We start from the raw sequence: 25,241 nt of genomic DNA, 5'->3' as shown, positions 1-25,241 counted from the left end.
GGGATGGAATCATATTCGCTCCCGCCAGACCAGCGGTTTTGCTCATCCCGCCGAGCTCGGACGCCAGGTTTTTTGCGGCATTCGCCAGTCGATGCCTTCGAGCAAGTAACCGAGCTGCGCCGGCGTAATCACCACCGTGCCGTCGGCCACGGACGGCCATATGAACCGCCCGCGCTCGAGCTTCTTCGTAAAGAGGCAGGCACCCTGGCCGTCGTGCCAGATCACCTTGATCAGGCCGCCGCTCCGGCCCCGGAAGACGAAGAGATGGCCGCTCATCGGATCGCGCTTCAACGTTTCCTGCACCATCAGCGACAGGCCGGGAAAGCCTCTGCGCATGTCGGTATAGCCCGTCGCCAGCCAGACCTTTACACCGCTCGGGACCGGGATCATCGCCGCTCCAGCACATCAAGAATCCGGCCGAGCGCATCGGTATCGATGTCGCTCTCGACCCGGAGGCGACGCCCACCGCCAAGCTCGATCGTGACGATGCTTGCCTTCTTGCGCGCCCGGCAGACCGGCGGCGGCTCGGCCGGGATCGCCGGCGCTGGCAGCGCTTCGACGACCTCCACCGGAACGAGGCGCGGGACGGACGGCGCAGAGATTTGGCAGAGCTCCTTGCGCCAGCGGAAGAGCTGGCTCACATGGATGCCAGCCGAGTGAGCGATCTCTGAAACACTTGCGCCTGGCTCAAGCGTCGCCGCGACCAGCCGCTCCTTCTGTTCCCGAGACCAGCGCCGACGCCGCTCGACCGACGTAATGACCTCAATCTGATGCTTCGTCATAGGACTACTCCTCTTATGTTCATTTGCAAGTCAGCCGGGCATGGCTTCCCCTTTTCGTCTGGCGACGAAAGGCAAATGCTCGGAGTTATTGAACAAAGCAGGAGACAGGGCGCTTCGACGACGGCTGGCATACTCTCATTCGCGGGCTGGATACCGCATTTCCGTATGTTCGTCTGGGGCTGCCTCTGTCTAGTGTCGGGCCTGGATGTCTCTGCCACATAGGAGTATCGAGGGTTCCCCACCGGGGCCCTGCCTCCAACTTTGTTCAACAAACAGATGGTTTTGGCGCGCCTACTTTGGGCTGACTACCGGTCTAAAACTTCCCGAGCGGCGCAACCTCTTGTCCAATCGCCCATAGGAAAGCCGCCATTTCCCGCGCGATAGCGGTTACCGCGACTGTCTTTGCCTTGCCGGCGCTGATTAGCCGGCGATAACGCGTGCAAAGCCGCACCTGTCCCTTCCACGCTATGTCCCGGACCACCTTCGGCAGGCCTACAAGCCGAGCCTGGATCGTCGGGCTCACACGCGCCGGGTAGCGATATGTCCAAGCCCCTTCTATGAGTGCGCGGCGCGCCCGGATGTTGCCCGCTTTGGTGATCCCGCCACGTTTGATGCGTTCGCCCGTCGAGCTTTCTGACGGCACCAAGCCTAGATATGCCATTAGCTGACGAGGGTTGTCGAAACGACGTACATCGCCGATTTCGACCACGAAGGTGACCGCTGTCATGAACGCCACGCCGCGCATTGCTTGGTAGGCAGCCACCACCGGAGCCATAGACCAGGATGCCGCGGTGTCAGTGACAAGCTTGTTCAACCGATCCAGGCGCACTGTGGCGTCGTCAATAGCCTGGCAATATTCCGCGAGCAGAATGTGATGGGCGTGATGTTCGAAGGCCTGGTCCGCCAGCCAGCGGGCATGCGCCCGTGTCCACGGCTTGCGCCCTGTATAAATGCGGCCGTGACGAAGTAAAAAGGACTGGAGCTGTTGGCGCAATTGCTTCAGCACTTCTTGGGCCGCATCGCGTGCACGCACCAGATCGCGCATAGCCTCGTGGCTTTCGTCAGGAACCCAGACCGGCGTCAATTCGCCCGCACGATGCAGCCGTGCCAAGCTCATTGCATCCCGACGATTTGTCTTCACCCTGTCGCCTGGGCGCTTGGGAATAAGGGACGGAGCCACTACAGCGCATTCATGTCCCAATTCCACGATCTGGCGGTAGAGACCGTAACCTGTAGGACCCGCCTCGTAACAAAAGTGAAGTGTACGTGCGGGCTTGGAGAGCTTGCGGACCAACGCGGCCACTGATGCGGGCTCTGAGGAAATGTCGCCCAGAAAACGGACCTCGCCACTGCGCTCTCCCTCCGCCGCCGCGACGGAAATCTTCAGTTTTGAAACGTCCAGCCCGACGAATATTGCGTTATTTTCCTTCATGTTCGCCCTCGCTAAGCTTGGGGCTCCGCTCTGGCCCATCCAGAGCAATCCCCGCACGCAGCATAATCGGGGCGAGCCGCCTTCACGCGACGAACATACGGTCTAGTGTTTGCACTAGGACTTGCAGCCCTCAGCCTAACTCAGCAAGGCGGCCATCACCGGAGGGGTACCATTCAGAAGATGAATGCCGGCAGCGCCAAGGGCAAAGCCGAACTATTCCTAACCAATGCGCCGACGCGCCATCGCATCCCTCAATCCATTGTTGAGATTGAGACAATCGCAGATCGGCAGTCCAGGCACCCGCGCACACGCACACGCACTTCTAGTGCGGCCCTGCTTTTGGAGTGGTATCAAGCAAATCTATTACCCGAGGACACGACATCAGGAGGTCGCACAATATGACGAACTCATCCGGGTCTTTTGGTGCGGCGGACAAATGAAACCAATCCGGGTTCTCTCCTCTTGGCGACCACACAAGCCGCTCCTCCAGGAGATAGACGCCGTATGCGACTTCAATTTCGCCGCCGGCGGCCAAGTTAAGACGCGAGCGCATGCCATATCCGGTCAGCGCCGCGTTCAGCGCGATCGCAACCTCAATCAGTGTGGTCCGATATCCCGGCCGGCGTACGACCTCTGTCCCATACACCCGCTCCAGCCAGGTTGCGCCAAGCTGGATGACGATCAGTATGCTGTCCAGGATCTGACGCAGATCCTTCTGCGTCATGATCTGCATGTATTTTGCTGGCTCAAGAGCTCAAGATAGACGTCGACGGCCGCCGAAACTGCCCCGCATCCACTGTGGCCGAGGACGACTATCGTGCGCAGGCTATCCTTGAGGTGATCAACCGCATAGCTCAGACTGGCCGTGACGTCGTCACCCAGACCATTGCCGGCCACCCTGACGACAAACAGGTCGTTCGGGCCTTCGGAAAAGATCAGCTCGACCGGAACCCGCGCATCGGCACAGCCGACAACTGCCGCAAACGGCTGTTGTTTGGGTGCCGCGCTACGCCCAGGAAGAAGGCCGACATCATGCGGGTCCACGGCGATGTTCAGCTTTGCGGGTGGCGATGTGGTCATCCGGTCAAGGAGCGCAGCGAAGGCCCGGTTTCCAGACTCAAGTCTCGACCGGGCGGCGTTCGCATCCGGTGGTAAGGGCCTATACACAGCATCGAACGCGAACCGGTATGTCACTTCGGCCAACCAGGTCGGATCCTCCTTCGAGGCGCCTCCGAGCAGCTTCTTTGCCATCTTGCAGTCTCCTTCGACAATGATCGAACCAGGGGCGGCAATGCAAATCGGTGATTTTCGACATTAACACTTTCACGCGTCGGTGCACCTCTAAAGCAAGCCGAGCGTGTCATACGGCCAATACCGGCGCTTGATGAATTATACGGCCCCTCACTGATCAAAACTCATTGGCCCACTCTCTGCGACCGATAGACATGATGCGCCAGGGCTGGCTTTCGAGCATTCGCCAGGCATCGCAGCAATGATCGACGATGTCGTCGTAAGATTTGAAGATGCGGTTTGAGAGCCAGTTGTCGCGCATGAAGTGCCAGAGGTTTTCGACCGGGTTGAGCTCCGGCGACTTCGGCGGCAATGGCAGGATGGTGATGTTTTCGGGCACGACGAGATTGTTGGACATGTGCCAGCCTGCCTGGTCCATGATGAGAATAGCGTGCGCGTCGCGATCGACGTGCCGGGCGATTTCGGCCAGATGCTGGGTCATTGCGTAGGTGTCGCACCATGGCATGACCAGCGCCGCCGCCTTGCCGAGCTTCGGGCAGATTGCGCCGAAGATGTAGGCCGACCTTGTGCGCTGATCGTGCGGTGCTGAAGGCCGTGTTCCGCGCCTGGCCCAACGGCGCGTGATCTTGTTCTTTTGCCCGATACGGGCCTCATCCTCGAACCAAATCTCTATCCGTTTTCCTCGGGCTGCTCCGGCGGCAATCTGTGCCACTGCAGCGGGGAAACTTTTTTAAAATCCTCAATGGCTTGAGGGTCTTGAGCGTGATGTTTGGGCCGGGCAGCCAGCTTGCGATAGCCCATGGCCCGTACTTCGCGGCTCAGCGTTTGCTCGCTTACCGAAACGCGAAACTCTTCCCAAAGCCATTGAGCCAGGTCGCACAGACGCCAGCGAACAACGCCGTCGAGATAGGGTGTCGGCCCACGCTCGATGGTCTGCGCCAGGGCCGCACGCTGCTGATCGTTCAAGCGCGACTGCGGGCCGGGAGCCTTGCCATTGATCAGGCCTTGGGGACCGCGTTCGTTGAACCGCATGACCCAGTCCCGGACAATTTGGAGCGTGACGTTGCCGAGGCGGGCGGCATCGGAACGCGAGCCTCCATCGTAGATCGACGCGAGTGCCAACAGACGTCGTGCCTGGGCTGCGTCCTTCGTCTGCCGCGCCAGTCGCCGCAGACCTTCTCCATCAAAATCGTCACGTAATGAAATCCCTGATCGCATCGCAGACCGCCGGTTTGCACCAGAGATTCAGATTCACCGCGCTTTGGGAAGGCCAAAGAGTCGAGGTCAGCGAGCCGGCGTATTAGATCCACGGGATTCCGTAGTTGGCCAAATCATGATTCTTCCAAGTGCGCCCGACGACAAATCGTCCTCAACATGGGCCCGCGGAGTAACGCTCAAGCCAAAATCCTCAAGCAACGCATTGCGCACCGCAAGGCATCGCCGCGGGCGGTGGGCAGCTGCAAGGCTCGCCCGCTGACACGAGGAAATGCGCTCGGCCCTCATCTTCGGGCCGGCCGCGGCAATCGAAGCGCGGAATTCCGCTGGACGCAAGGCGAAGACGGTGTTCAGATTGTGTGGCCGGGGGATCTCCGGCATGGGGAGCATACGAGCCTGGGCTCGTTGGGCAGGGTTCGGCCGCTCCGACCAGGCACGCATCCGTGAGAGGGCAGCATCATGGTGTCGTTAACGCATGCCGACCAACCCATCCCGTCATCTTCCGGCACACTGCGCCTGGATATGATCGCCGGCCTGACGGCCGCGGCAGTGGTGTTGCCGAAGGCCATGGCCTATGCGACCGTTGCCGGCCTTCCCGTCAGCGTCGGTCTCTACACCGCCTTCGTGCCGATGATCGTTTATGCCCTGCTCGGCACCTCGCGGGTGCTCAGCGTCAGTTCGACGACCACCCTTGCGATCCTGACTGCGAGCGAGCTTGCGCTGGTCGTGCCCGACGGGAACCCGGACCGGCTGCTCGTTGCGGCTGCAACGCTGACAGCGCTGACAGGCCTGCTTTTGATCGCCGCTTCAGCCCTGCGTCTGGGTTTCGTAGCCAATTTCATTTCGTCGCCGGTGCTTACGGGCTTCAAGGCCGGGATCGGTCTGGTCATCGTGCTGGACCAGGTGCCGAAACTGTTCGGGCTGCATTTTACCAAGGAAGGTTTCTTCCGGTGAACCTCGTCCAGCATCTGCCCGAAACGTCGCTCGTCACATTCGCGGTCGGAGTTACGGCGCTGGTGCTCCTGCTCCTCCTTGAAAGCCGTTGGCCGCATTCCCCGGCTCCGCTCGCTATCGTCGCCGCGGGCATAGCCGTTTCGTGGATGGCGGGTCTCGGCCCTGCCGGCGTCGCCACTGTTGGGCACATTCCCCAGGCTCTGCCTTCGCTGGTGTTGCCTGATATCAACATGATCCTGCAGCTCATCCCTGGTGCGTGTGGCATTGCCCTGATGAGCTTCACCGAGACGATTGCTGCTGGTCGGGCTTTCGCGGTTGCGGGTGAACCGCCTATCCGGCCAAACCGCGAGCTTGTGGCGACCGGCGCTGCCAATCTGGCTGGCGGGCTTTTCGGCGCGATGCCGGCCGGCGGCGGGACATCGCAGACGGCGGTGGTGCGCGCAGTCGGCGGGCGCACGCAAAAGGCCTCGCTTGTCACGGCGGCGACCGCGGCGGCGACAATGCTCGTTCTTGCACCGTTGCTCGGTCTTCTGCCGCAGGCCGTGCTCGCGGCCATCGTCATCGTCTATTCCGTTGGCCTGATCAGCCCGACCGAGTTCGCCTCGATCCGCAAGGTGCGCCGGATGGAGTTTCGCTGGGCGCTTGCCGCCTTCCTCGGCGTGCTTTTGTTCGGCACGCTCCAGGGCATTCTCGTGGCGATTACCCTGTCGCTTGTTGGCCTCGCGAGCCAGGCGGCAAACCCGCGCGTCCATGTCGTCGGCCGGAAACGCGGCGAAGACGTCCTGCGGCCGCTTTCGGCAGAGCATCCGGATGACGAAACCTTCGAAGGTCTGTTGATCCTGCGCCCGGAAGGGAGGCTCTTCTTCGTCAACGCCCAGCAGGTCGGCGACCGAATTCGCGCGCTGGCCAATGAACAAAAACCGCGCGTGCTGATGCTGGACCTCAGCCGCGTTTTCGACATCGAATACTCGGCACTTCAGATGATCGTCGAAGGCGAACGAAGCCTGGCGCGGGTGGGCATCAAGCTCTGGCTCGCAGGCCTCAACCCGGATGTGCTCGCCTATATCAGGACATCAGGGTTTGCCAACCAGCTTGGCCCCGACCGCATGTTTTTCAACACGCGCGCCGGGATCCGCCGCTACCAGGATAGCCTCGCGGCCGCGCCGCCACCGCCCGCAGAGGGTGTGGCACCGACCTGACGTTTCGCAGAGTGCCTGACTGCAGGTTTTCGCGCTTTCGGTCTTCTTGTTTTCGGGCAGCAACGCGTGGAACGCAGCTGCAACGAGGGAGTGCATCTTCCGATCCAGCCCGGGGAGACATGGCGCATCGATTGTACTTCAAGTGTGTGAAAACAATACACGAATATTCTGTTTTCTTTCGCGCTCGATGATCCTGGTTTAAACTTCAGATATAATATTATTTTATGCTAAATAACACATTGCAACGAGTGAGGAAGGGTGTATTCTCGCCAAAATAGCGATGAGAATTTGTACCAAGTCTCAATGAAAGGAACCTAGAGGGCAGGATCGATCGGGTTTTCTGGTCAGGAGAGGTCAGCCGCGGGCAATCCTATCGGTTTCTATAATCTATACTTGATAATAGTCAGATCTGGTTCCCGATTTCCGAGTTGATGGGGGAAGAACTATGGTTGACTGGTTCGTAAGCACGCTTCGTACTTATCCCGAAATTGCAATATTTCTCTCACTGGCGCTTGGATATTACTTCGGTTCGTTCACGTACAAAGGCCTCGGCCTTGGTGCGGTGACCGCCACGCTGATTGCGGCCGTCATCATCGGGCAGCTCGGGATCACCATATCGCCACCGCTCAAGGCCACGTTCTTTCTGATGTTCCTGTTTGCGATCGGCTATGGCGTCGGGCCGCAGTTCGTGCGGGGCATCGCCAAGGACGGTCTTCCGCAGGCATTATTCGCAGCGGTTGTCTGCGTCTTTTGCCTCGGTGCCCCCTATATCGCCGCCAAGATCGCCGGATACGATGTCGGTTCTGCGCTTGGCCTCTATGCCGGATCCCAGACCATTTCCGCGTCGATGGGATTGGGAACGGACGCGATCAATCGTCTCGGTCTGGCACCGGAAGAGACCAAGCGGTTGCTGGACGCGATGCCGGTCGCCTATGCGGTCACCTATATTTTCGGCACGATCGGATCGGCCATCGTGCTGGCCCTGATCGGTCCCGCGCTCATGGGTATCGACCTGGAAGCGGAATGCAAACGCTACGAGGCGGAGCAGGGCGGCAAGAAGGAAGTGGGCGGAGCGGGAACCGCTTGGCATCACTACGAGCTGCGCGCCTATCGGGTCCGAGAGGGCGGGCCGGTCGTCGGCAAGACGGCACATGAAGCCGAATCCATGATCCCCGAGCAGCGGGTCTTCATCGAGCGTATTCGTCGCGGGGGAAAGATCGAGGATGCGACGGCAACGACCGTGATCCATGCGTGAAAACAAAGAGATAGTGCGTTTCTGCGATCTCGTTTGAATGGGAAACGCTCTGCCGGCGCGTCTGCTGTCGCGTCTTTTGAAGTCCGGAACGACGATATCTGAAGCCGGCTATCGAACTGTATCAGTCCCTTGTTGCGACCGGAATTGTAGCACTGAGTGAGAACCGCCGACCGGCGGCTGCGGGCAGCCTATTCGAAACTGCGTTGGGAGCGCGTGATGCCAAACAAGACCGCACATGTTGATCAGTTTCTGCTCGTCCATTCGGGTCGTGCGGACGACTGGCGCGAGATCACGACACTGGCAGACGCCTGGGCCGCCAACCGCGGCGAACGGGCAGCGCTGGAGGCGGCGATCGCCGCAGTCGCGCCGGCGGAGGAGTACCACGCCTATCCGGGTGGACGATTGCTTTCCGCGCTCTCGGAGCGCATCGCCACCAACGATGCTGGCGGGGCGGCAAAACTTGCGCGTCGCATCTCCAACGGGTTGCTCACCCACTCCTACCGCTTCGATGCGCCGAACTGGAGCGTACGCGTTTCCTTCGCCAATCTTCCCGACGATGCTTATGACGACATTGGTCGCGGCGTCCGCGCGGTCGGACGCGGTTATGTGGATACATTCAACGCGCTGAAAGGCAAGTAGGCCACTCCTTTCGGCATGAAGCAGATCTGCCAACTGCGGTTCGCAAAGTGATGCGACCCGCTCTCGCTGCGCGAGTCACAGCCTCGGCTCGCGTCGGCGCAAGATGTCCGACGAGGTATCTACAGTCAGACGTAGATGTTGTTCGAAACAACAAGCAGTGCGCGATAGTCAAATTCACACGTTTGGGAGAAGGATTCATTCGATGCTCAGCACATCCACAAAGATGCACGAACACAAGGGAAACAAAGGGATCGGGCACACAGCCGGCGGGGTCACGTCGTGGCACCGCGGGATGGTCAGACCAATGCTCCTGACGATTGCCCTTTTGGCGGCCGCCCCCAGCTTCGCTCAGACCATGCAGGATCCACCCAGGCAATACAGCAGAGAAGCGATGGAACAGGCGCTGCAGACAAGAGAACAGTACGATGTTCACGGTTTGCGCTTCGCCATATCGAATGCGACACTGCGACCTGGAGCGGAAGGGCTTCTTGATGACATCGCGACGGCGCTCAAGAACTTCCCGGAGTGGGGCTTGCGAATTGTCGGCCATACCGATTCCAGCGGGAATGAGGAGACCAACCTGCGCCTGTCCACCGAGCGTGCAGAGGTCATCAAGGCGGCTCTCGTCGAACGCGGCATCGATGCCGCCAGGCTGACGGCGGGAGGCGTTGGGCAGGCCCGGCCGATCGCCAGCAATGAAACCGCCAACGGCCGGGCTCTCAACCGTCGCGTCGAGCTCGTCCGGATCACCGACTCGGCCGAAGCCAAGAAACTGCTCAAGGCCATGACCGACTACCTAGCGTCTCAGAATGCCCTGTCGTTCGCCTATGATTCCAATTTCCAGGTCGTTACCAACAGCGATCAGAAACTCGGACTGGCAAGCTCGGGGACGGTGACCCTCAGTCGGCCCGACAAGGTGCACACGACCCGTTCGGGCGGTTTTGTCGATAGCGAGGCGCTCTTCGATGGAAAGACGCTGACCCTCTTGGGCAAGAACCTCAACAAGTACACGCAGGTCGAAATTCCAGGCACGGTCGATCATCTGATCGACGAGCTGAAGGACAAGTATGATTTGCCCTTGCCGGCCGCCGACCTGTTGTTGACCGGCGCATATGACGCGTTGATGGAAGGGGTGTATGATTCCAAGGACCTGGGAAGCGGTGTCATCAATGGCACGGAGTGCGATTCTCTCGCCTTCCGCAAGGACGATGTCGATTTCCAGATCTGGATCGCTCACGGTGCACAGCCCTATCCCTGCCGGCTGGTCATAACCTCCGGGCAGGTGAAGGGCGGGCCTGAGTACAGCGTCCAGATCAGGGATTGGAAATCCGGGGATGCCGTTGCGCCCGGTGATTTCGGCTTCAAGAATGCGACGAATGCCGAAAAGATCGATGTGAACGACCTCAAACACAGCCTGGGTGAATTGCCAGAGAACTTCATGGTAGGAGACAAGAAATGACCGTCCTTAAGCGCGCAGGAATCATCTGTCTTGTTTGGGCAGCCTTACTTGGTGTCGGCGATCTGGCGAAGGAGGCGCCAATGCTGGCGATCCCAACCTTCACTTCGGATGCCGTTGCCAAAGTCGGCCGGCCGCTCACCCCGGTCAGCGTGGCCGGGGCCGCGCGGCGCACGACCCGACGTTGTGCCACCGGTGTCTATAATTGCTAGAAGGGCGTATGGCCGCTCGGCAGATCTGGCCGATCTGGGGCAGCAGTCCGGACGTCGACAACGGTCGTTCCGGAAAGTCTCAAGGTCGGCCAGCTCGTCTCCGACAGTCTTGCCGTCACGGGCGGCGGGCGCAGCATAGCGCGCATTTTCAGGAGACGTGCGAAGCGGGGTTCCCTCGGGAAATGCTTGGAAACAAAGAGATGGAGCGCGTCTGCGGCCTCATTCAAACCGAGCGAAGCTAGATGTCATGAGCCTGGTCGACTATCGCCTGGTAGAAAATGTTTGCGGCCTGCTGCGGGGTCCTTGCCTCAAACCAGATTGGCTTTGTCGCTGCGTTGGATGATCGGCGTGACAGCGGCCGGCTCAAGCGTTTGGCCTCATAGATTGCGCAAGCGCATTTTGCGTTGGGGTTCAGAGCGATTTCCAGAATCCCTGACGGCGGGGACGATACGTCGTCGAAGATTTGCACCAGGTAGCCCTTGAATGCACCGCTATCATTGCGCCCTTCGATCTCTCGAAGCAGCGAGGGATGCAGCTCAATCTGGTAGATGGGCTGGGGCTGTGTCCAATATGGTCCGGTGCCGGTAATGCCGCCGCTGATGCTGGTCATTTGCGGTCCTCGCGTTCCCGTCGGCCGGTCAGCTTGGCCTTGCAGCTATCGCAAGCTTTGCTCAATCTCTGAAGCCAGGCTTTCAATCATGCCTTCGAACTCGGCTCGACGTTCGTCACGCAGATGGAGAGGTAGTCTGTCAACGCACGCAAGGGCGTCTTCGACTGCCGCCAGGTCGGCGCAGATCCCGCGAAAGTTCTCGTCCCTGAGCAGCAGCCTCCTGATTTCCAGCGATCGTGACGGAAAGCGGCGTGTCACTGCCGCCAAACCCTGCAAATCTTCTACTGCGCGAGAACTCTTGTCCATCCTGGTCCTCCGATTGAAGCGGTGACCCCGCAACCAAATCAAAAGAAAGCCCGCATGGAGAAATCCGGCGGGCTTTTGGCGTTTAATCCGCACACACAGGGGCGACCTGTTGTCCTGCTGTGACCCCAGCCACTCATCCGTTTGCGGCTGCAATGGGCGGGACGGGCAGCGTATCGTATCCATCCGAGCAGGGCCGCAGGATTTTGGCCGGCGCGCGTGGTAATGTGGGTTCATGGAGATCGACGAGGACAAGATCGACGATGCCGTTTTGGCGCTGTTATGGCTGACGCTGCATAACGAGCGGTGCGCCTGGAAGGGATTCGACTGGGCAGCAACGGATCGGCTTCACAAGAAGGGCATGATCGGCGACCCGGTCAACAAGTCGAAGTCTTTGATCCTCACCGATGAAGGTTTGGAGCATTCAGAAGCGTTGTTCCGGAAGTTGTTTACGCGGCCGCCGCAATAGCCGTCCCTTGCGGTGGCACTGACTGTCTTTATTGACGTCAATAAGACGGTGCGGATGGCCGTGCGGTGATCGAGGCCGAAAAACAGTGTCTCGTTCAGGAGTTCGTCCCTCATCTTTGAATTAAAGGCTTCACAGATGCCGGTTTGCATGGGCTTGCCGGGAGCGATGAAGTGCCAGGCGACGCCTTTCTCTTCGCTCCAGGCCAGCATGGCGTTCGAAGTGAACTCCGTGCCATGATCACTGATCACAGCCGCGCGCGAGGGCATAGCGAAATAACCTACGCGCGCCCGAACCGATGGTCGGTCGTGTCGACGCCGCTGTTTCGTGATCGCTCAACATGGGGATGATACTATTGTATTGCTAATTACAATACAATCCACTATCTTGCCTTCAAAGGAGACGACTCATGGCCACCACAGCGGAACGCAAGGAACACCCCATCTCGATGCGACTGCCGGAAGCGGATGTCGCGATGATCGATCGTGCGGCGTCGCTGCGCGGCCGCTCGCGCACCGACTTCGTGCGCGATGCCGCCGTGCGCGCGGCCGAGGAGGTCGTGATGGAGCAAAGCCTGATCCGTATGAGCCCGGAAGGCTTCGATGCGTTCATGGAGGTTCTCGCCGCCCCGGCAGCGCCTGCTCCCGAAATGGTCGAGTTGGCGAAACGGCCCGCACCATGGGAAGCCGGCTACGAGCCGAAGCGGTAAGTCGTGGCGTTATCCACTCCCGAACCGCTTACCGCCGCGCATGATGTGTCTGAATTCTCTTGCGGCAAGCCGACGCTCGATCACTGGCTGAAGACGCGCGCGCTTTCCAATCAGCAGAAGGGCTTCACCGCCATTTTGGTCGTCCATGAGGCGGGGCGCGTCGTCGGCTATTATGGTCTGGCGCCGACGGCCGTGGTGCCGTCGGTCATGCCGCGCTCGATTCGCACAGGCCAGCCGCCCAATCCGGTTCCGTGCCTTCTTCTTGGCCAGCTTGCCACCGATACCGGATGGGCGGGGCAGGGGATTGGGACGGGTCTCGTCAAACACGCGCTGCAGCGTTGCGTCCAGGCGGCCGGTCTGGTGGGCGGGCGAGCGCTGATGGTCAATGCCGTGGATGATGAAGCTGCCGGTTTCTGGCAACGGCGTGGCTTCTTGCCGTCGAAGGACGATCCACTTGTCCTCTTCCGCTCGATTGCCGATGTCGCGGCGTCGCTGGCCGAGGCGTGAGCCAAGCAGAATAGAATATCGATGAATCAAGAAGAGGAATATCTCACCGCGAAGGATCAATCAGATGACTTCCGCAGCAAACACACGCACCGCTTCATACCGCGGGTCGAGCTTGGGATCACCCAGCCGGTGAACGTCTTCTTATGAAAGGTAAGGATAAGCCGGTCGGTTTCCACGCGGAACTGAGCTTTTTTCCTCTTTTCTGTGCGGCGGCGGCCGACCTAGCCTTGAAGCGGAAGCTGTCGTTTTGCGGCTTCCATGATATGGCGACGGTGGTCAGGCGGTCGAGCAAAGCGGTTATCTTGGCGTCACCGAAGACCGTGGCCCATTCGCTGAAGCTGAGGTTGGTGGACTCCGTTGCCCTCGTGGCTCTCCGCGTTGAGGGAAGGTTCACATGGCTCAATCCTCAATGGAAATTAGGCGCCTAACCGGCTCAGTTCCGCGTGAAAACCAACAGGTATGGCCGTTGCCACTTATTCCCTTCTTCGGCAAGGTTGCCGAACGGAACGGGCGCTTATCTGCCCTTCAAAGCGATTGCACGTCAGCAGAAGTCCACCGGCGCATGAGCGAAATCTACGGCGAGCGCGAAGGCACGTGTCGAATGACCAATTTGGTCATCCAAGCTGGGGGGCCGTGGAGCGGATTGAAAAGGGCAAACGTGTCCTTCGTCTGGCTCCCGACAGTGTGGACAACGACGAACTTACGGTGTGGCTAATCGAGGCAGCCACGCGGAACGCAGGCCGGCCGTTGGTAATTGCCAGTCTGCAATCGCCACCCGTGCATTTCCCGTTCAAGCTGATGCGCCCGTTGGCCTACCTTGTGTCGAACAACGACCACTTGGCTGTGAGAAGTGAGGGACCCAATAATCAGTTCATGCCATGCGTGATTGGATTTGGCGACGAGGCTCATCATAAATGCCTACACAGCTGCTCGGAATAAGCCTGAAAGAAAACTGCATCCTTCGGGTGCCGCTTCCTGCGCGTGTGGTGCCACGTCGACACGCAAATGTCCGCCACCACTCGATCGCCAGTAACGATGGTTGTGCCCTCCCGCCACCATCTTTGCTGGCGTCGATTGCAAGTTATGATCGACGTCGGCTTCACTTGCTCGGGAGCAAGTGAAGATTAGATCCTGCCCCGCAACCAAATCACAAAAAAGCCCGCCTGGAGAAATCCGGCGGGCTTTTTGGCGTTTAATCCGCCAGGAAAAGATAACGCAGATCAGGCAAGGGCAAAAGAGCCGGTCACGCCCGCAAGGATGGCATTCAGCGCCGACGGCCGCTCCAGTGGAACGTAGTGGCCGCAAGCCGGAATGACGTGCACACGGCCGTCGATGGCGCTTGCCGCCTGAAAGGCGCTCCTCACTCCGGCGGCTGCAGGCGGTCCTTGGGGACGATCAGGCGTATGATCAGGCCTTCCGAGTGCCACTGGCGGAGAATTTCGCCACCGAACTGCCTTTCGATCGTCAGCTTGGCGAGCTTGGTGCCGAAGCCCTCGGTCTCGGTCTGGGTTACCTGAGGCCCGCCCTGTTCGGTCCATTTGAGTTCCAGGGTCTCGCCGCGATCGATGCATTCGATGTCGAGGGAACCGGTGGCGGTCGAGAGGGCGCCGTACTTAGCGGCGTTGGTGGCGAACTCGTGCACGACCAGCGAAAAGCCGGTAATCGCAGCGCGCGAGATGCCAAAATCGCAGCCTCGCGCCGTGACCCGGCGAAGTCCCTGTGGCGTTTCGCCGTCATAGGGCGAAAGCAATGTCGAAAGCAGCGCCTGCAGGTTCGCTCGGCCTTCGCTTGCGCCATCACGATCGGGCGTCGGCAAGGTGAGCACGTGTGCGCGCGCCAGCGACCCTAACCGCGCGACGACGGCAGACGCCAGCTCTTCGGCGGATGCGGCGGCCTTGGCACTCAGCGACACGACGCTACTCGAAACCATGAACAGGTTCTTCACCCGGTGCGCCATCTCCTGGATCAGCAGGTCCTTCTGCTGCTCGGCCTGCCGGCGCTCGCTGATGTCGCGGGCAATCTTCGACGCGCCGATGACCTCGCCGGCATTGTCGCGGATCGGCGAGATCCGCAGCGATATCGGGATGAGCCCGCCATCCTTGCGCTGCCTGAAGGTTTCGAAGTGGTCGACGCGCTGGCCGGCACGAACCTTTGACAGGATCTCCAGTTCTTCGCCGAGGCGTTCCTCCGGGATCAACAGCGTGACCGGGCTGCCGACCGCTTCTTCTACCGTGTAGCCGTAAAGGCGCTCGGCGCCGATGTTCCAACTGGTGATGATGCCGTCCAGATCTATCGACAGGATCGCATCTTCCGAGGATTCGACGATCGCCGCCAGTTGCTGGGCCGCGCGTTCCGTCGCGCGGCGGATCGCCAGCTCATGTTCCGCTGCCTTGAGCAGATGGGCGTTGTCGATGGCGATCGCAGCATGTGCGGCGATCGAGGTAACCGTCGCCTCGGTCTCGGCGGTAAAGACACCAGGGAGATCATGGCCAAAGAAGAGCCCGCCGTGAACATCACCGGACCGTGAAACCACGGGAACCGCGAGGTAGCTTGCCACTGGCAGGTGCCCCTCCGGCATGCCGAAATGTGGTGCGGACTGTCCGTAGCGCGGGTCGGTTCGGATGTCGTCGGAGCGCACGATGCCGAGACCGCGAAAGGTAGGCTCGAACACGGCGGTGTTGCGGGGCAACTGGAAATTTTCGAAGGCCGCGCGCGGTACGCCTGACAGGGTGTAAAGCGTGTAACGCTCGCCGTCCGGGTCGGCGAGATTGTAGAAGAAGGCGCCGAACTTCGCCCCGGCAAGCTCGGTGGCGGCGTCGGTCACCGTCTGAACTATGTGATCGAGATCAAGGTTGCTGGCGATTGCCTTGGCTATCCGGTCGACCGCCCGCAAGCGACGCTCGGCGGCTTTGCGCTGGGAAATATCGAGGATGCTGACATAGGTGCGTTCGCAGCGTGCGCCTTCAAACGTGACAGTGAAGACCACATCCAGCCGCCGCCCGCGCAGCGTCTGCACGACGGCTTCGCTGCCGAAGCGCCTCTGGCCCTGCCAGAGCGCCATCAGTTCTTCTAGGAAGATCGGCGTCGTCTCCGGCAGAAAAACGTTCGAGAGTGAACGCAGCAACTCGTCCTTCTCGGTGGCCTCGAACAGTTCCACGGTGAAAGGATTGACGTCGACGATACGCACCTGCGCGATTGCTTCGTCCAGGCGGCTGGGGTGAGCCTTCAGGTGGGCGCGCAGATCCTCGACGCCATCCGAGCGAAGCTGATCCAGCAGATCGCAGACTGCGGAGAAGTCTTGCTCCCACACCGCGACGCCGGCGTTTTCGAAGATCTCGCGGAACCGCGCCTCGCTCTCGCGATTGGACTGTTCGGAGGCGTTCGCGCTACTATTGTCGACCAGCATATTGATCGCTCCCACGAACCCGAAGTGGAACCGCATCGGTGATGGCCACACGTTGCGAAAGGCCGCCGCCGCTTTGCGGCGCGTTCTGAAAAGCTAACGCAAGCGAGCCGAAATGCAACGGTTTCCGAAGGAAAGAAGGCTCGATCAAGCGCGGTCCCTCAGTGCCGAAAACGAAGGATGGACTTGGGCTCGGCGACGAGCAGGGCAGCGGCCTCGAGCAATTGTCGAGGGTTGAACGGCTTTGCCAGCAGAGCGGTGTCGGCAAAGCCCGGGGGCAGAGCCTCGCGACCGTAGCCGGATACGAAGACGAAGGGGACTTTCTTGTCGGCCAACGCAGCGGCGATCGCGTCAACCGGTTGGCCGCGCAAATTGGCGTCGAGCAGCGCGGCATCCAGCGTCATCTCGTCGATCAGACGTAGCGCATCGCCGGGTGTCGCGGCCGGGCCGGCGACCTCAGCATCCTCTTCCTCGAGAATCGCGGCAATTTCGAAGGCGATCAGCGCTTCATCCTCAACCACCAATATTCGCTTTCCCTTCAGCTTCGTCGACGCGGCCGGGGCGTTGGCCGCCGGCGTTTCTCTCACAGGCTCCTCCAAGTCCGACAGGGTACTTGGCGGAACATGGGCTTCGAGCGGCAGCCGCACTTCCCAGCGCATGCCATCTGCCTCGGTCGTCAGGCGGGCGCTTCCGCCGCCGCCCGTCGCGACCTTCTCGATCAGGCTGGTGCCGAAGCCTGGACTGAGCGGCGTCTTGAGTGGTGGTCCGCCCTGTTCTGTCCAGTTGAGACAAAGCGCATTGCCGCTCACGTTCCAATCGATCGACACAGTTCCATTGCTTAAGGAAAGCGCACCGTGTTTTGCTGCGTTGGTCCCGAGTTCGTGCAGGACCATCGCCATATGCGTTGCCGTCTGCGCATCGAATCGCACGGGTGGACCGGAGGTCGTGACTCGACGCTCGTCGGCAGTTCCCCACAAGAGCTGATCGCGAATGATGTCGCCGAGGTCAGCCCCTTCCCAAGCCGTTCGGGTCAGAAGCGAGTGCATGCGCGACATTGACTGCAGGCGTCCGCTGAAGCTGGCGGCAAAGTCGGCGGGGTTCTTGGCCGAGCGCAACGTATGCTGCGCGATCGCCTGGACCGACGCGAGCATGTTCTTGACCCGATGGCTGAGTTCGCTGAGCAGACGTTTCCGGGTCTCTTCAGCCCGCTTGCGGTCGGTGATGTCACGCGCCGCACCGAACCACTCGGCGATGTCCCCGTTGCTGTCGAGCATCGGTATGGCGCGCGAATGGGTCCATCCAAGGCCGCCGTCGCGACGAATGACCCGGTGCTCCATTTCGAAAGCGGCCTTGTTGTCGATGGCATCGCCGATGCGCGCGAGCATCAGCATCAGCGTCTGGTCTTCAGGCGGAATGTAAGTTTCGAGCCAACTGTCGCTTGGCTCGTCCGTGTCGGCAACGAAGTCCTTGCCTTGCAGAAACCGCATCTCGTGCCAGTCGGGACCCATGCGGTAGACGATATCCGAACTCGCGGTGACCAGAGCACGGAAACGCTCTTCGCTCGCGCGCAGGGTCTCCGCGGCTTCCATGCGATACTGCGACATCTTCAGGTGCGCCTCGATCCGGGCCAAAAGCTCGCGTGCGCTGAAGGGCTTGATCAAGTAGTCGTCGGCGCCCGCCTGCATGCCCTCGATACGGCTCTCCTCACCGGCTCGCGCCGACAGAACGATGACCGGCACGGTGTTGGTACGCGCGTCCGTGCGCAGGCGCCTGAGCAGTTCGATCCCATCGAAGCCTGGCATCATGATGTCCGTGAGGATCAGGTCCGGCTTTTGCGACCCGACGGCGGCGAGCGCGTCTTCGCCGTTGCCGGCGATCTTGAGATCGTATTGCGCGCTGAGAAGGCGGCGTAGGTAGTCGCGCATATCGGCGTTGTCATCGACGACCAGCAGGGTTCGGCGGCTGCCGTTTCGTTTTTCCGGCGGATGCGGCGCCGGGTCGACCTCAGGCAGACCCGCATCCGAGGACGGATGATCTGGCAGCCATCGCAGCGCCTCCTCCACGAACGGCGCGGCGCCGACGGTCCTCGACGAGCGATCCTCGCCATTGCCGTTGCGGTGCTGCGCAGGAGCACGACTGCCTTTGGGGATTGTCACGTGCCTTCGTCGAGGCGACTTTCGGCTGAGACCGTTCCATCATGAAGTTTCACCAATTCCTGGACGAAGGCGAGCCCGATGCCTGAGCCCTCCTGGCTGCGACCCCTTGCGCCTTCGACGCGATGGAAGCGCTCGAAAAGGCGGGGCATCTCGTTGGCAGGAATGCCGATGCCGGTATCGCGGACCGTCAGGACGAAATTGTCGCCATCGTCCGCGAGTTTGACGGCGACATCGCCCCTGAGCGTGAATTTGAGGGCATTGGAGAGGAGGTTGAGGACGATTTTCTCCCACATCTCGCGATCGACATAGGCCGGTTCTGGCAGCGGCGGCGTATCGACGGTCAGGTTCAGCCCGGCCATTTCCATCGCCGATCGAAAGGCGCTGGCAAGCTCTGCCGTCGTCGTTGCAAGGTTCGTCGGCTCGAAGCGTGCTTGCAGGCGCCCGGCTTCGATGCGCGAGAATTCAAGCAACATGTTGACCAGCTTGAGCAGGCGCAGCGAGTTGCGATGGGCAATGAGCAGACGGTCGTGATCGTCCGGACGCGCTCCGCTACGGGCCAGCAGGTCCTCGATGTGACCGAGCATCAGCGTGATCGGCGTACGGAACTCATGGCTGACATTGGAAAAGAAGACGGTTTTCGCCCGGTCTATCTCCGCGAGTGCCTCGGAACGTTTACGCTCGTCCTCATAGGACTGGGCATTGGCGATGGCGCTGGCGATCTGCGCTCGCATGAGATGCAAGAAATCGTGGTAGTGCTCGTCGAGCTTCAGGCGAGGATTGAAGCCGACCACGAGAAAACCGGCGGCATCGCGGGCATTGGCCGCGGGCAACGGAAGCACGGCTGCCGTATGTGGTAGATTGGGATGGTTTTTGCTCGCGGACGGCGGGAAACGGCGTCCGAGATCATCGACAAGCATGGGTTTCAGGTCGGCACCGAAATACCAGCCTGCGGAACTGTCCTTTAGCGCCAACTCTACCTCTGCCGGGCACAGCGCGTGATTCGGCTTAAGGCCTGCCAATCCGGAAAGCCTTGCTCGTTTGCGGCCGGGCTCCACGAGGTAGAGAAGGGCGAAGGGCACGTCTCGTTCGTGCGTCTTGAATGTTTCCGTTGCGATCGCGCAGGCCTCGTCGGGCGATCGTGCATCGCCCGAGCGAGACGCAAGGTCCCGAAGGACGACGATACGGCGCTCGCCGATCACCTTCTCGGTAATTTCGGTGACAGTGGCGAGCACGCCGCCGATCCCGTTTTCTGCGGTTTCGTCCGGCACGGGGCTGTAGGCGATGGTGAAATGGGTTTCTTCCAGAAAGCCGTGTCTATTGATTTCGAGCTCGATGTCATCGTTCCAGGTGGCAGGGCCGCCATGGAAGGGCGTATCGATCAGCGGCTTCAAGACATGCCAGATCTCGCTCCAGCATTGGCTGACCGGTTTGCCGAGTGCCCAGGGGTGTTTGGCGCCGAGCACAGGGCGATAGGCCTCGTTGTAGATCGAGACATACTGTGGCCCCCACCACAGCAGGAGCGGAAACCGGTTGCGCAGGAGGAAGGGGATCATAATCTTCAGCGTCGGCGACCAATTCTCCATCGGTCCGAGAGGGGTCGGGGACCAGTCAAAGTTGTCGATCAACGACCGCATCTCGTCGTGAGATGCCGGCCACACATTTCCCTTGGCTACTACATCGCTGTCGGACGTGTTTTCGGCGTCTGACATTGCGTTGATCCCCGATAGATGACGCTCAAGCAACCTAAACGCCCGGTTTGGGGAAGGGTTCCGTAGGGTCGGCGAGAGTGATGTCGAGACGTCTGGCGAAGCGGAGGAGGGCTGGCGGGCCAAGAGCATGACCGCCTGCCGCCGAGGGCGGCCATGCGCAGTGCGGGTGGTGGCGAACTAGCCGTTCAGCATCGCGCCGCCTTGCGGACCTGCGGGTTCCGTCATCAACCAGAACAGTAGGGTTATGAGGCTGAGTGCCGCGCCCATCAGGCAGACGCCATGCCATCCGCCATAGGCATAGGCGATGGTAGAAAAGGACGATCCGAGCGCACTGCCGAGCGAATAAAAGAGCATGTAGGCGGCTGTGAGCCGGTTCTGAGCTTCCGGACGGACGCGATAGATAAATGCCTGGTTCGTCACGTGCACGGCCTGAAGGCCGAAGTCGAGGACGAGGACGCCGGCAACGAGCCACAGGAGCGATTGGTCCAGCAGCGAAATCGGCAACCACGCAGCGAGCATCAACGCCAGCGAGATGCCGGTCGTGCGCTGACCAAATCCGAGATCGGCCCAGTGTCCGGCGCGAGAGGCCGCAAGTGCTCCGGCAATCCCTGCCAGCCCAAAGAGACCGACCTGGGTATGCGATAGTGAAAAGGGCGGCACGCTCAGCGGCAGGACAAGCGGGGTGAGCAGCGTCGTCACATTGGCGAAGATCAGCATGGCGATGATGCCACGGACGCGCAGAACCGGCTCCTGGGCGATTAGCGTGAAGGTGGAGGCGACGAGGCGGAGATAGCTGAGCTTGCTCGTTTCCCGCTGCTGATCCGGCAGCAGCTTGTAAAGCAACAGAGCGATCAAAAAGGTGAGCACAGAGGATACAATATAGACCGCCCGCCAGCCGGCCAGATCGGTCAGAAATCCGGCGACGGCGCGAGCCGAAAGAATGCCGATGACGATGCCGCTGGTGACAAATCCGACCACCCGACCCCGTTCCGCCTGATGAGAGAGGCTGGCCGCATAGGCCACCAGCGCCTGCGTGAGGACAGCAAGCATGCCAACTGCGGCGATGGAGACCATGAGCATTTCGACACTGGCTGAAAGGGCGACGAAGCCAAGGGCTGCGACCGACAGCAGCGACTGAAAGATGATGATCTTGCGGCGATCGAAAAGGTCTCCGAGGGGAACAAGCAGGATCAGGCCGAGCGCGTAGCCGAGCTGGGTCGCGCCGACGATCAGGCCGGCGCCGGTTTCCGACAGATCGAGATCGGCGGCCATCACGTCGAGCAAAGGGTGGGCGAAATAGGCGTTGGCGACTGCGAGGCCAGCGGCGAAGGCAAAGAGCGTCATCATCGGACGCGTCAGCCGCGATGCCGGGCGGGCGCTGCCTTCCGGGCACGAGACTTCGTTTGCAGCGCCAGCCGGCGCTGCAGCAATTTTACCATCCATTGGACGTGTTCCTTGTTTTGGTTTAATAATGAAACCAAGGAATGGATATCATTTTGGTTTCATAATGCAACCAAAAATCCAAATGGAGATCATGCATGGTGGCCCGCAGACGGCTGAAGGAAGACTATTGCCCCAGCGCGCGATCACTGGATGCGATCGGTGACTGGTGGTCGCTGCTGATCGTGCGCGATGCGTTCGATGACGTCCGCCGCTTCAGCGATTTTCAGAAGAGCCTTGGCATTGCCAAGAACATCTTGACGGACCGCCTGAGAACGCTTGTCGAGCGCGGCATTCTCGAAACGGTTCCGGCAGGCGAGGCGAAAACGAGGGTCGAGTACCAGTTGACGGTGATGGGCCGCGACCTCTTCCCGGTCATGGTCGCCTTGCGGCAGTTCGGCGAAAGGCACTTGTTCCAGCCCGGCGAGGAGCATTCGTTACTAGTCGAGAAGGAAACGGGCCTGCCGGTTAAGCTCGATATCCGCACGCAGGATGGCCGGCCGATCGATGCGGCAGGGACGGTGCTGATCAAGGTTCCCGAGGCGTGATGTCGCTTCAGGCCGGCCCGCGCGCCGGGGCAGTGAACCGTTCTAACTTTAGACGAATATTCAGCTTTCTCTGCTAATCAGTGCCGAGTCTTTCCGCAGTGGAAATAGGCGATGGGCGTTGTGACGCTAGACCAGGTAGAAGGCCAGATCGCGCTATCTGCATTTTTCGCCCGAAATAGAAGAACTCTTCCGCAAGGACTATGCGGCAGAGCGCGTGCGGCTCGCCGCAATCTGGGGCGTGATCGGTATCTTTATCTACGATCTCGTCTATTTCGGCGACCACACCATGTTGCCGGATGTCTTCACCGGGTTGTTTACCGTTCGCTTCCTGGTGTTCACGCCCTTCGTTATCGCCTGCATCCTGGCGGTGCGGCGCTGGCCGGATGCCCGTCTTTACGATGTCCTGGCGGTGGCGATTGCGGTGCTGGGCGTGACCCTGCCGATGGCCGTGGCCACGCAGAGCGCCAGCCCTTACCTTTTCGTCTACCAGAACGGCAATTCCGCTGCCTTCCTGTTCTTCGTCATCGCGCTCCGGCCGCGTTTCTTTGCCGTTCTTTCGGGGCTTGCGCTGATGTGCGGGTCGCACTTCACCACGACGCACCTGACCGGCGCCTTCGACGACGTAACCTATTCCGGCATCATCACCTTCTATCTGACGCTGTCGATATTCCTGGCGGGGAGTGCCTATTTTCTGGAACAGAAGGACCGGCAGAATTTTCTCAATCAGTTGAGAGGCAGCCTCCTTTGCCAGCAACTCGAACGCAACGCTGAACGGGATGAACTGACGGGGCTATTGAACCGCCGGTCGCTGGCGCGGATCGGCGGCATGCTGTGGAACGAAGCGCCGGGGGAGACGGCAATTTCGGCGATCCTGCTCGATATTGATCACTTCAAGCGGTTCAACGACGTTCATGGCCACATTGAAGGTGACGCCTGCATCCGCGCAGTCTCGCAGTGCATCCGCGCCGCCGTCGACGAGGCCGCTTTCGTCTTCCGTTTCGGCGGGGAGGAGATACTGGTGCTGGCGCCTGGACGGGAGCCGCTGCAGGCTTTGGCGATGGCAGAGAGGATCAGGACTGCAATCGAAGGGCTGCGCATCATGCATCGCGGCCTGACCGATGGCTGCGTGACCGCGAGCCTCGGGACAGCGTCGGCGATCGCCGCGGATACGACGCTTGAGCGACTGCTGCAGAAAGCAGACGACGCGCTTTATGAAGCCAAGCGCATGGGTAGGAATACGGTCGTGCTGGCCACGGACGCAGAGCCCGACGCGCAGGTTGCCTAGGTGGCGGCCGTGCCGGGAAAAGTGCGGCCTCCTGGCCTCCAAATCAGTGAAAGGACCGGGGTGCCCTTCCATCAACATGGGACGGCGATGACCCGATCGGTCGAGCGTCGAATTCTCCATGATTTGGTTCGGCGGGCCACGGGCGATGAGCGGCCGGTGCCCGGCGCTGGGCACCGGGATAGCGGGCCACAGAGCCAAGCGCAATAGTGGAGTTTAATCTCTTGTTATAGGCGTGCGCGGAGGTAGGGATTGCGGCGTGCGGCTATCTGACGTAAATATTGCCCGTCGCGAAAAGCGACCGCTTCCCTTGATCCGCTCAATGGCGGAGTAAACAGGTGGACGAATTGGCGTCCAGGCGGTCGAGTACATGCCATCCCCGCCTATTTCGGCGCGGATCGGCCAGCGTCTCCCAGAAACCAGATATCTGACATTTCGTCAGCCCCTGCTCGCGAGCCATTGGCGCCTGGCGGTGTCGCACCCTCGCGTCTACCGGAGCGTGCCATGACCACACCCCTCACCATGAAGAAGCCGCTTATCGTCATTTTTGCTGCCATTATCCTCGATGCCGTCGGCATCGGACTGATCTTTCCCATTCTGCCGTCGCTGCTTAAGGAGCTCACGCAGACGGACGACGTCGCGCCGCTCATCGGCACAATGGCGGCCCTTTATGCAGTGATGCAGTTCGTGTTTGCACCGGTGCTCGGTGCCCTCAGCGACCGCATCGGCCGGCGGCCCGTCTTGCTGCTTTCTCTTGGCGGAGCCGCCATCAACTACCTGTTTTTGGCTTTCGCTTCCAATCTCTGGATGCTTTTCGCAGGCCGCGCGATCGCCGGCCTGACAAGCGCCAACCTGGCGGTGGCGACCGCCTATATCACCGACATATCGCCGGAGGAGAAACGCGCCCGCCGTTTCGGCCTGTTCAACGCCATGTTCGGCATCGGCTTTATCGTCGGCCCGGTGCTGGGCGGCATCCTCGGCGACCACGGCTTGCGGCTGCCCTTTATTGCAGCCGCTATCCTCAACGCCTGCAATTTGCTGCTGGCGCTCTTCGTCTTGCCGGAATCGCGCATTCCCGGCCGGGAGAAGATCGACCTGGCCGCGCTCAATCCGCTCCGTCCGCTCCGCTGGGCTTTCTCGTCCAAGGGCTTGATGCCAATCGTCGTTCTGTTCCTCACCTTCAGTGCGACCGGCGAGGCCTGCAGCACCTGCTGGGCGCTGTGGGGCAGCGATGCCTTTCACTGGAACGGGCTGTGGATCGGTCTTTCACTCGGCGCCTTTGGGGTCTGCCAGGCCCTTGCCCAGGTTTTCCTCCCAGGGCCAGCGGTGAGAAGGCTCGGCGAACGCGCGACGATCCTGACAGGTGTTGCCGGCGCGTGCGTTGGCTTGGTCGTCATGGCATTCGCGACGGAAGGCTGGATGATCTTCGCCATCATGCCGGTATTCGTTCTTGGCGGCATCGGCGCGCCGGCCTTGCAGTCCTTTGCAACTCGACAGGTCGATGAGACCCAGCAAGGCCAGTTTCAGGGCGTGCTGGCGTCGGCGGTAAGCCTGGCATCGATTGCCAGTCCGCTCGGATTCTCGAGCTTCTATTTCGTCTTCAGGCAGGAATGGCCAGGCGCCATCTGGCTGTCGGTCGTCGCCGTCTATCTGGTGGCCGTACCGCTCGTTCTGTTCTTACGATTTGGGCGGCGCGCCGAGGGCTAGGCGCCT

General features: G+C 60.8%; 23 protein-coding genes and 5 pseudogenes. 13 read left to right on the top strand and 15 right to left on the bottom strand.

Annotation, left to right across the window (positions count from 1 at the left end):
* Positions 1-42 precede the first annotated feature (42 nt).
* From tnpB to FA04_RS34450, 6 genes are all read right to left on the bottom strand, one after another.
* Positions 43-390, bottom strand: a complete 348-nt coding sequence (tnpB, locus tag FA04_RS25175) for an IS66 family insertion sequence element accessory protein TnpB (RefSeq protein WP_034804361.1) — start codon at positions 388-390, stop codon at positions 43-45.
* Positions 387-782, bottom strand: coding sequence for an IS66-like element accessory protein TnpA (tnpA, locus tag FA04_RS25170; protein WP_034804356.1), 396 nt, complete (start codon positions 780-782; stop codon positions 387-389). The genes tnpB and tnpA overlap by 4 nt, the downstream gene beginning before the upstream one ends.
* A 313-nt stretch (positions 783-1,095) precedes the next feature.
* Complete coding sequence (locus FA04_RS25165; RefSeq protein ID WP_034805409.1) at positions 1,096-2,214, bottom strand: IS110 family RNA-guided transposase; 1,119 nt, start codon at positions 2,212-2,214, stop codon at positions 1,096-1,098.
* A gap of 322 nt (positions 2,215-2,536) precedes the next feature.
* On the bottom strand, positions 2,537-2,947 hold the full coding sequence (locus FA04_RS25160; protein ID WP_034798330.1) for a hypothetical protein: 411 nt from the start codon (positions 2,945-2,947) through the stop codon (positions 2,537-2,539).
* Complete coding sequence (locus FA04_RS25155; protein WP_051659427.1) at positions 2,935-3,465, bottom strand: carbonic anhydrase; 531 nt, start codon at positions 3,463-3,465, stop codon at positions 2,935-2,937. The genes FA04_RS25160 and FA04_RS25155 overlap by 13 nt, the downstream gene beginning before the upstream one ends.
* A gap of 157 nt (positions 3,466-3,622) precedes the next feature.
* Positions 3,623-4,683, bottom strand: a protein-coding gene (locus tag FA04_RS34450; protein WP_181529624.1) for an IS630 family transposase whose coding sequence is annotated in 2 segments (ribosomal slippage) — positions 3,623-4,191 and positions 4,191-4,683 — 1,062 coding nt in all. Because the reading frame shifts where the segments join, the coding sequence is not laid out codon by codon here.
* Between the two features lie 456 nt (positions 4,684-5,139).
* Between FA04_RS34450 and FA04_RS25140 the strand changes: the two are divergent.
* From FA04_RS25140 to FA04_RS25120, 5 genes and pseudogenes are all read left to right on the top strand, one after another.
* Positions 5,140-6,833 (top strand): annotated as a pseudogene (locus FA04_RS25140) (SulP family inorganic anion transporter).
* A 445-nt stretch (positions 6,834-7,278) separates the two neighbouring features.
* Positions 7,279-8,085 (top strand): annotated as a pseudogene (locus FA04_RS25135) (aspartate-alanine antiporter-like transporter); the annotation flags it as partial.
* A 219-nt stretch (positions 8,086-8,304) separates the two neighbouring features.
* Positions 8,305-8,727, top strand: a complete 423-nt coding sequence (locus FA04_RS25130; RefSeq protein WP_034798324.1) for a hypothetical protein — start codon at positions 8,305-8,307, stop codon at positions 8,725-8,727.
* 304 nt (positions 8,728-9,031) lie between these two features.
* The gene (locus tag FA04_RS25125; RefSeq protein ID WP_034798322.1) at positions 9,032-10,186 is read left to right on the top strand and encodes a DUF2092 domain-containing protein; all 1,155 of its coding nucleotides are present in this window, start codon (positions 9,032-9,034) and stop codon (positions 10,184-10,186) included.
* On the top strand, positions 10,183-10,395 hold the full coding sequence (locus tag FA04_RS25120) for a hypothetical protein (RefSeq protein WP_034798320.1): 213 nt from the start codon (positions 10,183-10,185) through the stop codon (positions 10,393-10,395). Before FA04_RS25125 ends, FA04_RS25120 begins: the two co-directional genes overlap by 4 nt.
* A 238-nt stretch (positions 10,396-10,633) precedes the next feature.
* On the opposite strand, the gene FA04_RS25115 is transcribed toward FA04_RS25120, so the two are convergent.
* Positions 10,634-11,005 (bottom strand): hypothetical protein, encoded by a 372-nt coding sequence (locus FA04_RS25115; protein WP_034798318.1) that lies wholly within the window; start codon positions 11,003-11,005, stop codon positions 10,634-10,636.
* A gap of 45 nt (positions 11,006-11,050) precedes the next feature.
* A complete protein-coding gene (locus FA04_RS25110) occupies positions 11,051-11,311 on the bottom strand; it encodes a hypothetical protein (RefSeq protein ID WP_051659426.1) in 261 nt (86 codons plus the stop codon).
* A 232-nt stretch (positions 11,312-11,543) separates the two neighbouring features.
* Between FA04_RS25110 and FA04_RS25105 the strand changes: the two genes are divergently transcribed.
* Positions 11,544-11,777, top strand: coding sequence for a DUF6429 family protein (locus FA04_RS25105; protein WP_034798317.1), 234 nt, complete (start codon positions 11,544-11,546; stop codon positions 11,775-11,777).
* A 53-nt stretch (positions 11,778-11,830) separates the two neighbouring features.
* Here the strand turns inward: FA04_RS25105 and FA04_RS34445 are convergent.
* Positions 11,831-12,025: pseudogene (locus tag FA04_RS34445) on the bottom strand (transposase family protein); the annotation flags it as partial.
* Between the two features lie 158 nt (positions 12,026-12,183).
* On the opposite strand from FA04_RS34445, the gene FA04_RS25100 reads away from it, so the two are divergent.
* From FA04_RS25100 to FA04_RS36420, 3 genes are read left to right on the top strand one after another with little or no spacing between them, the layout of a single operon-like run.
* A complete protein-coding gene (locus tag FA04_RS25100; RefSeq protein WP_034798315.1) occupies positions 12,184-12,483 on the top strand; it encodes a type II toxin-antitoxin system TacA family antitoxin in 300 nt (99 codons plus the stop codon).
* A 3-nt stretch (positions 12,484-12,486) separates the two neighbouring features.
* A complete protein-coding gene (locus tag FA04_RS25095; RefSeq protein WP_034798314.1) occupies positions 12,487-12,990 on the top strand; it encodes a GNAT family N-acetyltransferase in 504 nt (167 codons plus the stop codon).
* A 21-nt stretch (positions 12,991-13,011) separates the two neighbouring features.
* Positions 13,012-13,137, top strand: coding sequence for a hypothetical protein (locus FA04_RS36420; protein ID WP_257785209.1), 126 nt, complete (start codon positions 13,012-13,014; stop codon positions 13,135-13,137).
* Here FA04_RS36420 and FA04_RS35320 read toward each other — a convergent pair.
* A pseudogene (locus FA04_RS35320) lies at positions 13,109-13,342 on the bottom strand (ATP-binding protein); the annotation flags it as partial. The gene FA04_RS36420 and the pseudogene FA04_RS35320 sit on opposite strands and share 29 nt — an antisense overlap.
* Before the next feature lie 104 nt (positions 13,343-13,446).
* Here FA04_RS35320 and FA04_RS35960 point away from each other — a divergent pair.
* Positions 13,447-13,929 (top strand): annotated as a pseudogene (locus FA04_RS35960) (hypothetical protein); the annotation flags it as partial.
* 281 nt (positions 13,930-14,210) lie between these two features.
* Here the strand turns inward: FA04_RS35960 and FA04_RS35315 are convergent.
* The 5 genes from FA04_RS35315 to FA04_RS25070 form a co-directional block, all read right to left on the bottom strand.
* Complete coding sequence (locus FA04_RS35315) at positions 14,211-14,354, bottom strand: hypothetical protein (RefSeq protein WP_156553069.1); 144 nt, start codon at positions 14,352-14,354, stop codon at positions 14,211-14,213.
* On the bottom strand, positions 14,351-16,396 hold the full coding sequence (locus FA04_RS34435) for a PAS domain S-box protein (protein ID WP_167550719.1): 2,046 nt from the start codon (positions 16,394-16,396) through the stop codon (positions 14,351-14,353). The genes FA04_RS35315 and FA04_RS34435 overlap by 4 nt, the downstream gene beginning before the upstream one ends.
* 158 nt (positions 16,397-16,554) lie before the next feature.
* On the bottom strand, positions 16,555-18,549 hold the full coding sequence (locus FA04_RS35310; RefSeq protein ID WP_051659425.1) for a response regulator: 1,995 nt from the start codon (positions 18,547-18,549) through the stop codon (positions 16,555-16,557).
* Positions 18,546-20,174: a sensor histidine kinase gene (locus tag FA04_RS35305; protein WP_167550718.1), complete on the bottom strand. Its 1,629-nt coding sequence runs from the start codon at positions 20,172-20,174 to the stop codon at positions 18,546-18,548. The genes FA04_RS35310 and FA04_RS35305 overlap by 4 nt, the downstream gene beginning before the upstream one ends.
* Before the next feature lie 261 nt (positions 20,175-20,435).
* Positions 20,436-21,701, bottom strand: coding sequence for an MFS transporter (locus FA04_RS25070; protein ID WP_034798310.1), 1,266 nt, complete (start codon positions 21,699-21,701; stop codon positions 20,436-20,438).
* 95 nt (positions 21,702-21,796) lie between these two features.
* On the opposite strand from FA04_RS25070, the gene FA04_RS25065 reads away from it, so the two are divergent.
* The 3 genes from FA04_RS25065 to FA04_RS25055 all read left to right on the top strand — a co-directional run bounded on the left by FA04_RS25065 (position 21,797) and on the right by FA04_RS25055 (position 25,235).
* The gene (locus FA04_RS25065; RefSeq protein ID WP_034798308.1) at positions 21,797-22,246 is read left to right on the top strand and encodes a winged helix-turn-helix transcriptional regulator; all 450 of its coding nucleotides are present in this window, start codon (positions 21,797-21,799) and stop codon (positions 22,244-22,246) included.
* Between the two features lie 214 nt (positions 22,247-22,460).
* Positions 22,461-23,531 (top strand): GGDEF domain-containing protein, encoded by a 1,071-nt coding sequence (locus tag FA04_RS25060; protein WP_234798782.1) that lies wholly within the window; start codon positions 22,461-22,463, stop codon positions 23,529-23,531.
* Between the two features lie 519 nt (positions 23,532-24,050).
* Positions 24,051-25,235 carry a TCR/Tet family MFS transporter gene (locus tag FA04_RS25055; RefSeq protein WP_034798367.1) on the top strand — a complete coding sequence of 395 codons (1,185 nt, stop codon included), beginning with the start codon at positions 24,051-24,053 and terminating at the stop codon, positions 25,233-25,235.
* Positions 25,236-25,241 lie beyond the last annotated feature (6 nt).

Source organism: Ensifer adhaerens (assembly GCF_000697965.2).
In the GTDB taxonomy this organism is placed as follows: Bacteria; Pseudomonadota; Alphaproteobacteria; order Rhizobiales; family Rhizobiaceae; genus Ensifer; species Ensifer adhaerens.
The sequence above is the reverse complement of the archived record's forward strand: the minus strand, read 5'-3'. Positions and strand labels throughout refer to the sequence as shown.

Bases quoted from the DNA above. Each gene is read 5' to 3' on its own strand.
- tnpB (WP_034804361.1), bottom strand. From the start codon at position 390: ATGATCCCGGTCCCGAGCGGTGTAAAGGTCTGGCTGGCGACGGGCTAT.
- tnpA (WP_034804356.1), bottom strand. From the start codon at position 782: ATGACGAAGCATCAGATTGAGGTCATTACGTCGGTCGAGCGGCGTCGG.
- FA04_RS25165 (WP_034805409.1), bottom strand. From the start codon at position 2,214: ATGAAGGAAAATAACGCAATATTCGTCGGGCTGGACGTTTCAAAACTG.
- FA04_RS25160 (WP_034798330.1), bottom strand. From the start codon at position 2,947: ATGCAGATCATGACGCAGAAGGATCTGCGTCAGATCCTGGACAGCATA.
- FA04_RS25155 (WP_051659427.1), bottom strand. From the start codon at position 3,465: ATGGCAAAGAAGCTGCTCGGAGGCGCCTCGAAGGAGGATCCGACCTGG.
- FA04_RS25130 (WP_034798324.1), top strand. From the start codon at position 8,305: ATGCCAAACAAGACCGCACATGTTGATCAGTTTCTGCTCGTCCATTCG.
- FA04_RS25125 (WP_034798322.1), top strand. From the start codon at position 9,032: ATGCTCCTGACGATTGCCCTTTTGGCGGCCGCCCCCAGCTTCGCTCAG.
- FA04_RS25120 (WP_034798320.1), top strand. From the start codon at position 10,183: ATGACCGTCCTTAAGCGCGCAGGAATCATCTGTCTTGTTTGGGCAGCC.
- FA04_RS25115 (WP_034798318.1), bottom strand. From the start codon at position 11,005: ATGACCAGCATCAGCGGCGGCATTACCGGCACCGGACCATATTGGACA.
- FA04_RS25110 (WP_051659426.1), bottom strand. From the start codon at position 11,311: ATGGACAAGAGTTCTCGCGCAGTAGAAGATTTGCAGGGTTTGGCGGCA.
- FA04_RS25105 (WP_034798317.1), top strand. From the start codon at position 11,544: ATGGAGATCGACGAGGACAAGATCGACGATGCCGTTTTGGCGCTGTTA.
- FA04_RS25100 (WP_034798315.1), top strand. From the start codon at position 12,184: ATGGCCACCACAGCGGAACGCAAGGAACACCCCATCTCGATGCGACTG.
- FA04_RS36420 (WP_257785209.1), top strand. From the start codon at position 13,012: ATGAATCAAGAAGAGGAATATCTCACCGCGAAGGATCAATCAGATGAC.
- FA04_RS34435 (WP_167550719.1), bottom strand. From the start codon at position 16,396: ATGCTGGTCGACAATAGTAGCGCGAACGCCTCCGAACAGTCCAATCGC.
- FA04_RS25070 (WP_034798310.1), bottom strand. From the start codon at position 21,701: ATGGATGGTAAAATTGCTGCAGCGCCGGCTGGCGCTGCAAACGAAGTC.
- FA04_RS25065 (WP_034798308.1), top strand. From the start codon at position 21,797: ATGGTGGCCCGCAGACGGCTGAAGGAAGACTATTGCCCCAGCGCGCGA.
- FA04_RS25055 (WP_034798367.1), top strand. From the start codon at position 24,051: ATGAAGAAGCCGCTTATCGTCATTTTTGCTGCCATTATCCTCGATGCC.